Here is a 14450-nt window from a genome sequence, read left to right as displayed (position 1 = left end):
TTATCACAAACACATTCGAGATGTATCCCATGACTAAATATATTCTGGCATTCGATCAAGGCACCACCAGCTCGCGCTCTATTATATTTGACCGAAATGGCGAGATCCTAACCATTGCTCAGAAAGAATTTCAACAAATCTTTCCGCAGTCAGGCTGGGTAGAACATGATGCTGATGAAATTTGGTCTTCCCAAATTGGTGTTGCGAATGAAGCTTTAGCTCGCATTGGTATCAAAGCTGGAGATATCGCGGCTATTGGCATTACCAATCAACGCGAAACCACGATAGTTTGGGATCGAAAAACAGGCAAGCCAATTTATAATGCGATCGTTTGGCAAGATCGCCGCACGGCTGCTTACTGCGAGGAACTTAAGGCTGCAGGACATGAGACAACATTCCAGAAAAAAACGGGACTGGTGATCGATGCTTACTTTAGCGGTACTAAACTCAAGTGGTTGCTCGATCGCGTACCATCCGCTCGTGAAAAAGCCAAGCGTGGAGAACTGGCATTTGGAACCGTCGATAGCTGGTTGATTTGGAAACTCACTCAGGGGGAACTCCACATTACAGATGTAACTAATGCTAGCAGGACGTTGTTGTTCAATATTCACACCCAGCAGTGGGACTCGGAATTATTGTCCATTCTCGATATTCCCCCTTCTCTTCTTCCCCAAGTACGGAGTTCGTCAGAAGTCTATGGCTATACAGCCGAAGGTCTTCTAGGTAGCCGCATTCTCATTGCTGGAATTGCCGGAGACCAGCAGGCTGCAACCTTTGGGCAGGCATCGTTGCAATGTGGCATGGCAAAAAATACTTACGGTACGGGCTGCTTTATGCTGCTAAATACAGGTAATAAGCCGATGCAATCCAATCACAAGCTGCTAACTACCATCGCGTGGAGCATAAGTGGACGAACCAATTATGCCTTAGAAGGCAGCGTATTCATTGCCGGCGCAGTTGTGCAATGGTTGCGCGATGGGCTCGGAATTATTAAGCACAGCGCTGATGTGGAAGCGTTAGCTTGCAGTGTTCCCGATAACAATGGTGTGTATTTTGTACCTGCCTTTGTTGGTTTGGGCGCACCTTATTGGGACAGCTACGCTCGCGGTACGATTGTAGGTTTAAGTCGCGGCTCAACCAGTGCCCATATTGCCCGTGCAGCGCTAGAAAGTATTGCCTATCAAACATCTGATGTGATTGATGCAATGCGTCAGGATTCTAACCTCGATCTTTCAGAACTGCGGGTAGATGGTGGTGCTTCCCGCAACGATCTGCTGATGCAGTTCCAAGCTGATATTTTGGGTGTTCCCGTTGTCCGTCCAAAAATCACAGAAACGACTGCTTTGGGAGCTGCTTATCTAGCAGGATTAGCTGTTGGTTACTGGGAAAGCGAAGCGGAAATTGTGCAGCAGTGGCAGGTTGAGAAACGGTTTGAGCCAACAATTAGCGCCGATCGTCGTTTAACACTACTAGACTCTTGGCGACAAGCGATCGCTCAGACACGGCATAGGTAATAAATTTTAGTCCGCGAAGGCGGTGAGTCCAGCGCTGCAGGCGGGTTTCCCGCGCCCTGGCGACTGGCGAACCCGTATAGCCCTGCGGGCATAGCTTCGCAACGCGATGCGTCTCCGTAAGGAGATAGGGCGAACCCGGAGGGCGAACCCAAAGGGACTTTGTTTGTATAGCAGCGAATAGAATTCGCTTCAATTATTCTCTCTCTAGAATGACAAAACAGGGTCGATCGAGGAATATTGCCTACAATCCTTGCACTTCCGGAGCAGCTGATATCCTATGAACAAGAGTTGCTGACATTTGGGAATAAGGTTCAAGAGTAAAGTTCCAAGTACAAAAACCGTTGTCATCAGGTTGCACACCGTTTGTGGTTTTGTTTGCAATAACCTCTACCTTCACTTGCTCTAATTCCGAGACGGGAATGCGTTCAATCGTTTTTATGACCTTGGTCTCTGCTCCTATATTGGAAAGAAATAATGTCCTAGTTTCCGTCAGCTGATTCCATTTAGTGAGATGGTCTTGTTCTTTTTTCTCCTTGATTGTACGCTGTACCCGCATAGCTCCATCAGGACCCCATCCCATAGCAAACTTTTCACCAGGAGCAATAAATCCTATGGATGTCTTACCCACAAACTCTGTAGAACGAACTAAATCCACAGGTCCCGCAAGAATGGGGAATTTTGCTGTGTTTGTCTGTTCGCTCTTTAAAACAACTTGACAGGCAACTTCTGGCATCAAGATATACTCTACCAACGCATCTGAGGAGAAAGAAAAAATTGGTACGCGATAGGGGCGACCATCAGAGGGAATTGTCGCCTTTTTGCGAGAGCGGAGATTGCGAACTTCTCCGCCATCATCAACACCGGGTATCTCAACAGTCGCAGGCGTAGCTGGAGAAGGCGGGGTTGCTCCTGTTCCCAAACCTGTTGTCTGAATCTTTTGATTTCTGGCTTCAATCACAATTTGCTGGGATTTTTCCTGCACTTTTAACTGGTCATCACTCAGTAGAGGCGGCTCAGTTCCTAAAGATGCTCGTGCTGTGGAAAATACTAGATCGACATTGTTCCAATCTTCACCCGTGCGTTGCCAAACACAACCATCCATCCGAAAAGAAACACTCGATTGTTCTTCTAATAATAAATGTGCTTGGTGCCAGGGACGCCACATGGCATTAGGGACTACATAGTCAAAAGCAATTTCATATTCACCCGAGCGAGCGATCGTTAAATCTGCTTCTATGTAAGCAGAATAGATCCGATCGGGACGAGACAAAGCGTCTACTCTGGCAATTAAATCATCAATCTGCTGGCTCAAATGTTCCTGAGTATGGTAGCTAGTCAAAATGTCCCCACGCAGATCCCGTAACTGTTTAAATAGGATGGATAGCTGTTCGCGCCAAGATTTGGGATCGATTTGTCCCCAGATCGCATCTACAGGTAATTCCTGCAAACTTTTCGTCAGAATAGTATTTACCCTTTCAAAACAAGATTCCAAGTGTTGGCGGTCTTCAGAAGTATTGTTAAAAGATTGCAAAAGCGCTCTAAATTCTGCATACAAAGCTTGGAATTCTTCGGGTCGTTCTGCTTCTTTAACAAGCATTTGACGGCGGACGCGTACATCGTCGATCCGCGATTCTCGCTGCTCACTGCAATACTCAGCACGGAGCGATTTATCTGAAAGTACGGGAGCTACTTGCTCTACTTTAACGCGCCACAATCCCTGATTTAAATTAACTTTACCAATTCGTCTTACCTGTGCTCGGTCTTCTAGTAAAGTCACTAAAGAGACGGGAGCATCTATCGTTAATGGCTGAATTCTGTGCTTTAATTTTTCACTCGCTTGCATGATCTCTGTGTGTTCCTCTCCTGTGTGTTCTTTGCGCCTGATGCGGTTTGTCAAAAATCCCTCTTACCCTTCTCGCCGATTTCCACCAATAAGTTCGCTATCAACAAAAGTCTTGATAGTATACTCAACGGATAAACTTTCTTTTTCTTTTGCTGGAACTTCCGCCAACCAACGGTAACCCCCAACTATGGGTGCAGAACGTTCTTGCTGTTTGTACTTCTCCCAAACAGGTGTAACCCGTTCGATTTGGACATCAACTTTAGCACCTTCCGCCGGGATGGGAAGGCGTTCCCGCACTTCTATTTTTACGTTCCTCGACATCAAGTTGTTAATATCAATTTTAATAAGATGGCGCAGTTCGTTGAAAGCAACTATCGTTTCACCCGATCGCACTTCCTGATAAGACGTATTCCGAGCAACCTTAATGCTTTGTTCAACCCCAAGCCCCAGTTCCATGTGTCCTTGAGGGGGCACTGTAGCAATATTAGTAGATAAAATATACTCACCATCTACGTAAACATCCGCAGAACCGGCAAGTAGCGGTGCTAGCAAGGGATTGCGAAGTTGGGCAATTCGGAAGACATTGGTATCTTCACGGGGAACGACTATATACCGCAAGTCTACATCCGTTGTTTTACAGGTCAATGCCACAGAATGAAATTGCCCATCAGAAGGAACATCTACTCGTCCGTCTGCACGGTAGGCATAATCAAAAGACCCAGCTACGGTTCGCACGTTAATCCCACCAGGGGGAAGTGTTGTCCCAAGACAACTTTGGGCATCATTGACGGCTTGTTGTACGATTTCCAAGACATTAAAATTCACTACAACTTGGTGGCGTTTGAGGCTTTCTAAATAAACTTCCTCTTGTTGCTCAATAGATAATTTGCCGCGCTTTGCATGGTTATTAGCTCCGCCCAATCGCATCATATTATATGCTAGGAGTAAATCGAACCCTTGGCGATCGCTTTTACTGAGAGGGGGTCGGCTCAGTCCCCTGCTGCGAGTTAAAAATTCTGGTGCTGGTGATGGTGCTGGTGTACCTCGCCTCTCCAAACTCTTGAGAACTGCAATGTCTTCATTCTTTTCTGACGGGAGAGTAATACCCAAACGCTGTTGTAAGGCGTTAATCAACTCTCGAGCAGACTTTTGGCTCAAATATTGGATTTGTTGTAAATCTTCTTGTGTTAAGTTCAATACATCCGCAACAGTGTTAATTTGAGCGCGTTTGAGAGCTTTTAATGCTGCTGTACTGAGTTGCAATTCTTCAATAGGAATCGAGCTGGTGCGATCTTGAGGCGCTTGGTCTTCATCATATGCAGCACCATACGCAGCACCATATACAGCACCGGGTGCAGAAAAGCCCCGCTCAAATTCTTCTTCAAGAGTTTCTAACTGTGGCTTTAAAGGATGAACGTGTGTCAGAGGTGGAACATACACTGATGAGAAATCATCTGGAATCGCACTTTCAGGTATGCTGGCAAGTAGTGCAGCCTCCTGTTGTCGGTCGTAATCCTCAAAAAGGGCTTCAACACCAATTGGAGGTCTGCGCCACCCCGATTTTTTACTCACGGGTTGAGCTTTGCCAAGTCGTAAGGATGGTAACTCTGGTAGCGCACACCAAGCCAATGGTTCTGCAGTAGAAAGCTCCAAGCGCACTCCAGACCAATCTTCACCCGTGCGCTGACATAAGAGCGATCGCACTGCAATAGACGCACTAGATTCAGCACTATTTAACCGACACACATAAGTTGGTGTCCAACGTGCGCCAGGAACAAAATATTCTACGATTAACTGTCCGACCTCAGTCTCAAGAGCTTCCCCTTCATAACTCAAGCTAACTATAGCTGTTTTGCGAAGCTCGTTTGGTCGAGCATCCTTTGCACTTGAAGCCAAATGCTGCTTTTGTTTCAAGTCTGCCAAGTTTTCTCGAGCTAACCTCAGTTTTTCCTTATTTTCTCGCGCTTCTTGAAGGCGGAGGCGAATTTGCTCGTCACTAAAATTTGCCAGTGCAAGGCGTGCGCTTGTTGGAGAAGGAGGAGGAGCTTTACCCGGTTCTTCTTTGGGACGGTTGGGTACGTGTAACTTATCTAACACCTCAATTTCATTCTCAATAAGAGTGATGAGGTTCTCTAGCTGTTGGACGCAAGCAGTCGCAGCACGTATTTCCTCATCAAGAGGCGGATTTGGTATTTCTCGAGGTGGAGGAACGGCTAGACCAATACGAACATCGTTAGCAAGAGGCGCTGCGCCCCGTTCGACTTCCACTTTTACTCTAACACTGCTATCCTCAAGACTGAGAGGGAGTTCAGCAATTTCTACCTGTTCTGGTAATTTTTCTGGTATCAGAGGGAACTCAGCAATCCGGGTAACTGTCGCTCCAGCAGAGTAGACCTTCACACTTTCAATTCTGGATGTTAGTTGCACTATTGTCATGATCAAAACAATGGCTGAGTCGTGATTCTCTCGGTTATAACATGCGAAAAAGCCACTCAGTTTTTCAAAGAAGAATTTCTTGACTTGACATTATTTTAGTACAATTGTACTATATAAATACAGGATAGCCCTCATCCCCAACCCTTCTCTCCGCAGAAGATTACCAAAGTTCTTCTCTTTGTTCGTTTCGCTCTACAAATATCTGCATTTACCATGCCAATTAAACTAGCATAGCTTTTTGCACAAAAAAACTACGTGTTTACCCTTAAATTACGAGCTTTTCAAGAAACTCGTATTATCCAGGGTGACCGCAGGAAAAGATGAAGGATAAAGTGTGAAGGATAAAAAAGACACTCTCTATGTCTTTACTTTATACCTGAAACTTCCGAATTGTTACTTTAGCTTACCATTATCGGGGAAAGAATAAATATGGCAAAGAAATCATCAAAAAACAACAGTGCAAAACCCACTCAAAATAACAGTACATCCACTGAAAACACCAGAACAAAATTTACTCTGTACAATTTTGCGGGTAAAGAAAAAGCTTATTATCTAGTGGATAAACTTTACTTAGAAAGAAAACCAGGCGATATTCCGGAAAAATCCGTAGCCCATAGCATCATTATCATCGATCGCTCTGGTTCGATGTACGGTGACATTCAAGCATTAAAAGACACTTTGATTAAACTTCTGACTCTTGATGAATACATCAATTTCCAGTTAGTTATCACCTTAATCTCTTACTCTTCTAAAGGCGATGTCACCTGTCACTTCCAACGAATTCCCATTCAAGAAGTGATGAAACAAAATTCTCCCTACCTAGAAGCCATTCGCCAAATTCGCGCAACTTACGCAACGTGCATCTCTCAATCTATGGAGATGGCAAAATCAATGATACAAGAGGGAGAATTAACTGCTATCACTCTCCACAGCGATGGTTATGCGAACGACACTAGCCCCAGCGCGGAAGCAAAAGCTCTAGAGACAATTTGCCAAGAACTAAAAGGCAAAGATGTTTTTGTGAATACCATTGCTTATTCCCATTCATCTGACTTTAAACTTCTTTCCAAGATTGCCAATCTTGTCTCTGGTGTATGTATTAAAGCAGGTGATGTCAAAGAAGTTTACAACGCTATTTACAGCACTTCTAAATTACTAGGTAGTTCGGTAGCACCAGCGATAGAAGAACCTTTAGCTGCTGATTACAGCTATCAAATTCTTTTCTCTCAAAGTGCTAAGAAAATTAACGGGACAACAGGGACTTTAAAAATTTGTGGCTTAAAAGCAGATGATGAGGCAAAAATTTATAAATACAAGCAAATTTCCAAAGAGGCTTACGAGCAATTAGATGTACCCGTGGCTCAAAATGATGAGTCAGTGTACGCTTTTGCAAAAGCAAATTTGGCGGAAGGAAACTTAAATACTGCTAAGTATGCGATCGCAAGTACCTTTGATGCGACTTTAACTGAAAGACATGCTAAAGCCCTAACAAACGAGCAAGTTGCAGATTTTGCACAAGATATTGACATTGCACTGTTCTATCCTAAGGTCTTGAGCGAGCATGAAATCTTAGATAAAGTGAAAGTGAATGAGAAAACATCCTTGTTAGAACTCATTAAAATTTTAGAAGAACATCGTAGTAGCATCATTATTAACTTCAAGCACTTGCAGGAAAATTATCAAAGAAAAGGAATCAAAAGAGTTAAAGGTTCCAGAGATGAAAATGGCAATCTTGTCAAGCCTTGGTTAACAACTGAATATATAGATAAAACTGACTATATTGGTATGGGGTCGTTTGAGATTAACCACAACACCGCCACAGTCAATATGCTTGTCACTCGTAAAGTTAGGCTGGTGAAAGCAGAAGACAAAACCCCAATCATTGAAGTTGCAGGATTGTTAGTGAATGACCTAGCTACCTTTAATAATTACACCATCGTTAGTGATGGCGACCTCAACGTGAAATCACTGCAAGTAAAAATCAGCAGCAAGAAAGCTTTTGAAGCTTTGAAAGAACAAGGCGTGTTGGAAAAAGGTAATTCTCCTGCCAAAGAATTTGACTTTCACGATGAGTATACTATTAACCTAGATAATTTACCTTTAGTACCTTTTGAGGGATATTACAGCAGTATCGATGGTTTATTCAACCAGTTAGCTGAAATCAAAGTTCTTTCCAGTATCATTTCTGCTCATCTAAAAGAGGAGTCAGATATCTTTTTACCAGAACAGTTGGAAGAATTGAAAAAGCACTATCTTTCAAAAAGCCTTTACATTAACTTTCCAACCACCAACGAATACACAGATATCAATACAGCCCTAGCAACTGGCACTATTGATTCTAGAGTCAGTTATAAAATCGATATTGGAAGCCAAGAAATTCTCAACCTCAGCAAACTGCATTCTGCAAACAAGTTCCTTGACAGGATGTATCAGGTTTATGACAAAGACACTGGAGAGATTTTCCAAAAACCTACCTTTGAACTTGCTCTCAAGGAAAATACCGCCTACAGCCACAAGCAACTGTCATCCCGTACAAAAATCACAAAAGTGGATGAGTTTATGAAACCCATTTTTGATGATTTCTTAGGATTAGAGAAAAATGGTGTCGTGACAGCAATCCTTGCAAGAGTGGGTGCTGATAATCTGGTGCGAGTCTTGCAAGATCGGTGGGAAGGGAAACCAATTAGCAAAGAAGAAATGGTAACGGCTTTAACAGCCGCAGATAAAAAATTAGAGGCGTATGTAGAAAGAATTTATCGCGACAAAATTTGTCCTCTAGTATTCTACATCGGTTCTACAGGTCTGTTACCAGACGAAATGCAAGCCAAAGCATCCACTGCAGATGAACTAGCTGTCAAATACCCAAACTTGCAGTTTTCCAAAGATGAGCAAGAAGGAACATTTTTTGAGGTTGGTGAAAGCATTCTTAGCGTATACGCCAAGACCGAGTACTATACCAAGAAAGTTGCTGTTGGTGTAGAGGAATAGGATTGACGCCACTTTCGGTAGGACGTGGGGCTTTTGACCGATTAAGCTAAATTTGCTCAGATACCCGACTTCTTTGAGAAGTCGGGTATTTTACAGTGCCTTAGAGGTTGTTTGAAAAGTGATTTGCTGTGTTTTTAAATACCTATCGATCCCCCTGACTCAATACTGCTCGGTTAAAGAAATTATCGCATCGCTACAAGCTATAAACAGCAGGTGTTTCTAGATCCGGAATGCAGGTTTTTATACTTATCTCGGCTCAACGTCAATATTTGTTGGGGCTCCTCTGTGTCTTCGATAAGCAAAACTTTGAGGGGTACTTTTGATTGAAGTAAGTTATCGTTTAAAGCCAATATAATCTCCAAGTGCCAAAGAAAAACAGCTAGCTACTTTTTGTTTATCGATATCTTTTTCTAGCAATAGATAGTCACTACTCAAATCATCATGTAAGTAAATACAATAAAATAGTTCACAGTCATTAGACAACAGGTATGAAACAGCAACTTCTTTAGCTTCTTCAGACTCAAACTCTTCCCAAAGAGTCCAAATCCGAACATCCTTACAGACTTTTCCAAGACAGTTTGCGAGTTCTTTTGAGACTAATTTGTTTATCTGTGAAAGTCGATAGCCCTTATCAAATTCATTTTCATATAGAACTTCAGGCAATACAACTATAGAAAGTTGTTCTTCATATACGGCTAAGGCATGATTTAGGTTGTCTTGAAAGTAGAGTTGGACTGCACATGAATTATAAGAAAAAAACTCCTCTTCAGTAAATCGGCTATATTTTAAAAATGATGATATATCAGTTACAAAGAAACGTTCAACTTCAATTAGACAACGACCAATTGCTTTTTCAAGCATATTCTTTTTCTTAGATAAGAGTAAATTTAATAGCTGCGATTCACTATACATTTTAAATTTCACTCTCTACTTTTATTTTTGAGAATTTTTTTAAAGCGCTCTAGGATATAATAGAACAACCGCAACAACAGCAAAAGCTAATTGCTATTGAGTCAGCAGTCAGCAAGAAGTAAACACACTGCCCACGCTGCAAGATGAGTTAACCGCAGTGGCAGCAGGCTTAAAGTACTTGGCGCAGTGGTATAAATGCATTTGAAAGTGGGGAACTGACTAAGCGGATGGAGGATACCTACAAAAAAATTAAAAAGTCAAAGGTGTTGGATAATCCTGGCAAACGGAAGAAACTAGAATCTTTGTTGACACAGATGGAAGCGCTGCTCTTGTAAGAAGATTGATATCGTCTTTATGAAAGAGAAATAGGATTGACGTTGGATTGGGGTTGGTCAGATGTGTAAGAGACTTCCAAATAAAAAAATCTCCCAAAATTTCTTGTGGTGCGGGGTTGCGATCGCGACGCATAAGGAACGGGCGAAGACGCCCCGCAGTCGCCTCAACGGGGGGTTTTGGGGTCCCCAGGAAGTGGGTTTGGGGGGAAACCCCCGCACGGCGCTGCTCTCCGGACTACAAGATTGGATAATTTATTTCTTGGAAATCCCTAACTGAGTAGTGTACTGTTCCAATTTACATAACTTAATATCAGGTTTAGGGAGTAGGCGATCGCGCTATACTTTACTGTGCATTCTCTAATTTAGTACAATAGTATTAAAATAAAAAAGTTACTATGTTATACTGAGAGGCGAGATGAAAGCAGAGCTTCTCGAAAGACTGTTTAAAGCGATAAAGAAGCTATTGCAGAAATCAAAGCTACCTGAAGTTAATTTTTGGTTCTGGAGAACTAAATGATTGAACGGTCTTTAGAGATAAATATTGCGGTTATTTTTGCTAAGCTAAATAAGTTATGGGCGCAATACAATTTTGTGAGAGTTGATTTTTCTTCTTAAGAAAAGTGATTTATTGATAATGAAGTGAATAGAATCACTAGTTTATCCAGTGTTTGTACTAATGTAAATCGATTAAAAAAGCTATTAAAGTTACATCGAGGCTCGGGTCTCACTTTTTCGCGTTGCTCCCATAAGTTATGGAATTTAATAAACAGCCAGATCCTATCTTGTCTGATCTACCTCCAATACCACCAGCACACTGGACATCTACCCGTATGTCGATATGTGCTTGGTTAAATGAACAGGCTCCCCCTTTGGCAGAACTTTATGAGGGTGCAGTTTGCTTAATTTTTGAAAGACCAGTTCGTGGGAGATTACGATTTGTGTCTCATGCTGTTCGTGAGATACGTAATCGGTTGCCTGATTATATCTCTAATGAAAAGAGTGGCGAAAGGCTTAACTATAAAGATGAAGTAGATCAACTTTTAGCCATTTGGCAAAGTAGTGGCTTTAGCTTGAATGAAGCACCTTCAAATGACGGAGACATTCCCATTCCGCTTCAAATTTTTAATAATATACAAGAACTCCTTAAAAAACATATAGCAGTCAGTGTAAATAACAAGGAAAAAGCGATTCGCTTTTTTGAGTCATGTATTTCTGAAAATAAACCTATCCGCAATACATTGCTTCCTATAGTCGATCATTGGTGGGAAGTAACAGAATGGTTTATGGAGAACACCCACGATAGTGGTAAAGATAAACTAGCTTCCTATGAGCAGAAACTCCGCCAGCAGTTTGAGGTATTCGAGTCATTTCTCGCCGCAGTTTCTCAAAAGTTTTACGACACTGTAGATAAACTCGATGAAATCTTAAAAGAAGCTAATCCTAAACAGTTTGAACAAGCTATGGCATTGCTGATTCACCCTCAGCATTTCAGTTACTTTTTCAACCATCTACAAAATCCAAAGTGGATTAAGCCATTGAAGGACAAAGGTTTTTTCCAGAATCCTCCCCAAGTTATTGAAGATGCAAGCCAAGGTACTGTTAGCTTCCTAATGTGGCCTCAGTCTCGCTATCTAGCACGCATAGCTGCTTACCAACCGGATGCTGTGTTGGAAATTGCACAAGAAATAGAAACAAATAATCCCAGTGTCTATGAAGACTTTGTTGACGCTGCACTTCAGATGCCCCCTGAAATAGCGGTGCAACTAGTTAGTAAAGTTAAAACTTGGGTTGAATCATCATACTCGTTAAATTTACTTGCAGAGAAAATTGGTGCTTTCATAGTACATCTTGCCAAGGGTGGTCGAGTCAAAAAGGCACTAGACTTAGCTCGAACGCTACTCTTTGTTATGCCAGACCCTGATGTGAATAATGGGAAAGCAGACAACAGCATCGTTTATCGTCCCCTCCCCGAACCGCGAACACGGTTGGATAACTGGCACTATCAAGAGATTCTCAAAAAGTACATACCGGAATTAGTGAAAGTAGCAGGTAAAGATGAAACAGATGTTTTAAAGATGTTGGGTTTTCTGCTATTTGATGCCATTAAGTTCTCCCACCGCGATGAAGAAATTGAACAACTGCAGAAAAACTCACCCATCTGGGAGGATAGGTCGCTTTACTGGCGATATGCCATTGAGAATCACCCTCGAAATCGCCATCCCTATAAGGTTAAAGAACTTCTGGTAGAAGCAGTCAGAGATGCCGCAGAGCAGATTATCAAGAACGAGCCTGCGAAAATGGAAGCTATAGTCCTTACTCTGGAACAACGGCATTGGCGAATTTTTCATCGCATTGCACTTTACCTAATTCGTAAGTTCCCAAATGCAAACCCCGATTTACTTATTGAAAGGCTGGTTGACTGTAAGCGTTTCATAGATACCAGTTCTTACGAGGATTATGAATATGCACTTTTACTCAAAGAGCATTTTGCTCAACTTCCTAGGGAGGAGCAAGAGAAGATTTTTAGATGGATTGAAGTTCCTGAGCTTGACTTGTCTTGGCTAGAGGAGCGCGAGAAAAAAGCTCAGTGGATAAGATATTGGCAAAGGAACAAGCTTGCACTACTAAAAGACAGCCTTCCAACACAGTGGCAACAACGTTATGACCAGCTAATCAATGAGTTTGGTGCTGTTGAACTTTCAAAAATTGTTTCTGGAGGAGTAGGTGAAGTTAAAATTTTAGGCATTGTAAGTCCAAAGACAGATTTAGAATTGGAATCAATGAGTATTGAGGAACTCGTTTCCTTTCTCAGAACATGGGAGCAAAATTCTACAGATCCCTTTGAAGAACCATCACGACAAGGGTTAGGATCTGCTCTGGCAAGGCTTGCTGAAAAAAATCCTCAACGCTATGCACAAGCATCCGCTCAGTTCCAAGGTTTGCACCCAATATACCTAACGAACCTGCTTAGAGGGCTGCGCCAAGCTTTAAATAATCAGTCAGGACAACAGAAAGAAGTAAAAGAATTTGATTGGGCATCTGTTCTTTGTCTCTGCAGTTGGTTAGCCCAGGAGTCTGAGCAAGTTCAAAAGTTTCAGACAACTGATAACAATTCCAATAGGGATTGGCTCGAACCTTGCCGAACAGTGGCAGACTTGTTTGAAGTCGGATTGACAGTTGATAAAATTGGAATTCCGTATAATCTACGCGAGCAGGTTTGGAATACGCTCAGTCTTCTAACTCAACATCTAGACCCCACCCCTGAAAGAGAAATGGGCTACCATGGCTTTAATAATAATCCCAGTGAACTCGCGATTAATACAGTTCGTGGGGAAGCCCTGCGTGCAGTTGTTCGCTATGCCCTCTGGATTCGACACCATTTTGAGCAAATATCTGAGGGAGCAGAGCGACTGGAGCAGGGTTTTGACAATATGCCTGAAGTACCGCTGGTACTTGATGAGCATCTTAACCCAGACAAAGAGCCATCCCTTGCAATCCGCACAGTTTATGGTGAGTGGTTACCTTGGCTAAATTTACTAGATCCGCACTGGACAATTCAGAGTATAGGGAAAATTTTCCCACAAGATGAGATTTTCAGCGATATGCGACGTGCTGCTTGGGAAAGCTACATTACGAATTCTAATGTGTATGACAACGTTTTCGATGTATTGCGTGAAGAATACTGCTATAGAGTCGAACAGATCGCCTCAGCCTTGATTGAAACACCAAAACTGACACATCCTGATGAAGGTCTTTCTGAGCACTTGATGACCCTATATTGGCGTGGAAAGCTAAATTTGGATGAGCCAGAAGGATTACTGGCTCGGTTTTTTGAATTAGCTTCTGATGCGTTGCGTAGTTACGCTCTCAGATTTGTAGGGCGAAGCCTCGACAACACAAAAGACGCGATAGATCCAGAAATCCTTAATCGGCTTCAATTGCTTTGGGAAAAGCGTATTGACTCAGTACGTAGTTCAGCTGACCCTAGTTCCTATGTCAGTGAAATTGCTACTTTTGGTTGGTGGTTCAGCTCCGCGAAATTCGATGATTCTTGGGCTATTGCACAATTCAAACAGGTTCTTGAGCTAGTTGGTAAAGTAGATCCTGAGTTTTTGGTACTGAAACATCTAGCTAAGCTTGCTGATGTGATGCCAGAGTCAGCCGTTGAGTGCCTCAAACTGATAATCGAGAAAGACAAGAAAGGGGGGGGTATCTATGGCTGGCATAATGATGCTAAAACTATCCTGACTACTGCCATTAAGGGCAACAATGACAAAGCAAGACAGGTTGCTGAATCTATTATCCACCGTTTGGGCGAACGCGGTCACTGGGAATATCGGGATTTGCTTTCTGACGGCAAGTAGGGGGTAGAGTAATAATGTTCTCCTCAACTTTACGTCCCAAGTTATTAGCAGGGGTAAG

At 42.5% G+C, this 14450-nt stretch carries 6 protein-coding genes and 1 pseudogene; 3 read left to right on the top strand and 4 right to left on the bottom strand.

What is annotated here, in order from left to right:
• Positions 1 to 29: 29 nt before the first annotated feature.
• Entirely contained in the window at positions 30 to 1514 is a 1485-nt protein-coding gene (gene glpK / locus HC643_RS35715; protein ID WP_038108733.1) for a glycerol kinase GlpK, read from the top strand.
• A gap of 241 nt (positions 1515 to 1755) precedes the next feature.
• Here glpK and HC643_RS35710 read toward each other — a convergent pair whose 3' ends face one another.
• The 3 genes and pseudogenes from HC643_RS35710 to HC643_RS41820 all read right to left on the bottom strand — a co-directional run.
• The gene (locus tag HC643_RS35710) at positions 1756 to 3411 is read right to left on the bottom strand and encodes a mucoidy inhibitor MuiA family protein (RefSeq protein WP_237266022.1); all 1656 of its coding nucleotides are present in this window, start codon (positions 3409 to 3411) and stop codon (positions 1756 to 1758) included.
• A 9-nt stretch (positions 3412 to 3420) separates the two neighbouring features.
• On the bottom strand, positions 3421 to 5454 hold the full coding sequence (locus HC643_RS35705) for a DUF4139 domain-containing protein (protein ID WP_272900278.1): 2034 nt from the start codon (positions 5452 to 5454) through the stop codon (positions 3421 to 3423).
• A gap of 6 nt (positions 5455 to 5460) precedes the next feature.
• Positions 5461 to 5793 (bottom strand): annotated as a pseudogene (locus HC643_RS41820) (DUF4140 domain-containing protein); the annotation flags it as partial.
• A gap of 429 nt (positions 5794 to 6222) precedes the next feature.
• Between HC643_RS41820 and HC643_RS35700 the strand changes: the two are divergent.
• Positions 6223 to 8781 (top strand): vWA domain-containing protein, encoded by a 2559-nt coding sequence (locus HC643_RS35700; protein WP_038082038.1) that lies wholly within the window; start codon positions 6223 to 6225, stop codon positions 8779 to 8781.
• Positions 8782 to 9114: 333 nt separating this feature from the next.
• Here HC643_RS35700 and HC643_RS35695 read toward each other — a convergent pair whose 3' ends face one another.
• Positions 9115 to 9642, bottom strand: a complete 528-nt coding sequence (locus HC643_RS35695) for a hypothetical protein (protein ID WP_050046468.1) — start codon at positions 9640 to 9642, stop codon at positions 9115 to 9117.
• A gap of 1168 nt (positions 9643 to 10810) precedes the next feature.
• On the opposite strand from HC643_RS35695, the gene HC643_RS35690 reads away from it, so the two are divergent.
• The gene (locus tag HC643_RS35690) at positions 10811 to 14392 is read left to right on the top strand and encodes a hypothetical protein (RefSeq protein ID WP_237266021.1); all 3582 of its coding nucleotides are present in this window, start codon (positions 10811 to 10813) and stop codon (positions 14390 to 14392) included.
• The last annotated feature ends 58 nt before the right edge of the window (positions 14393 to 14450 follow it).

The organism is Tolypothrix bouteillei VB521301, assembly GCF_000760695.4.
Lineage (GTDB): Bacteria > Cyanobacteriota > Cyanobacteriia > Cyanobacteriales > Nostocaceae > Scytonema > Scytonema bouteillei_A.
This window is presented reverse-complemented; position numbering and strand designations above follow the sequence as displayed.

Excerpts from the sequence above, each read along its gene's own strand:
- glpK (WP_038108733.1), top strand. The coding sequence starts at position 30 with ATGACTAAATATATTCTGGCATTCGATCAAGGCACCACCAGCTCGCGC.
- HC643_RS35700 (WP_038082038.1), top strand. The coding sequence starts at position 6,223 with ATGGCAAAGAAATCATCAAAAAACAACAGTGCAAAACCCACTCAAAAT.
- HC643_RS35695 (WP_050046468.1), bottom strand. The coding sequence starts at position 9,642 with ATGCTTGAAAAAGCAATTGGTCGTTGTCTAATTGAAGTTGAACGTTTC.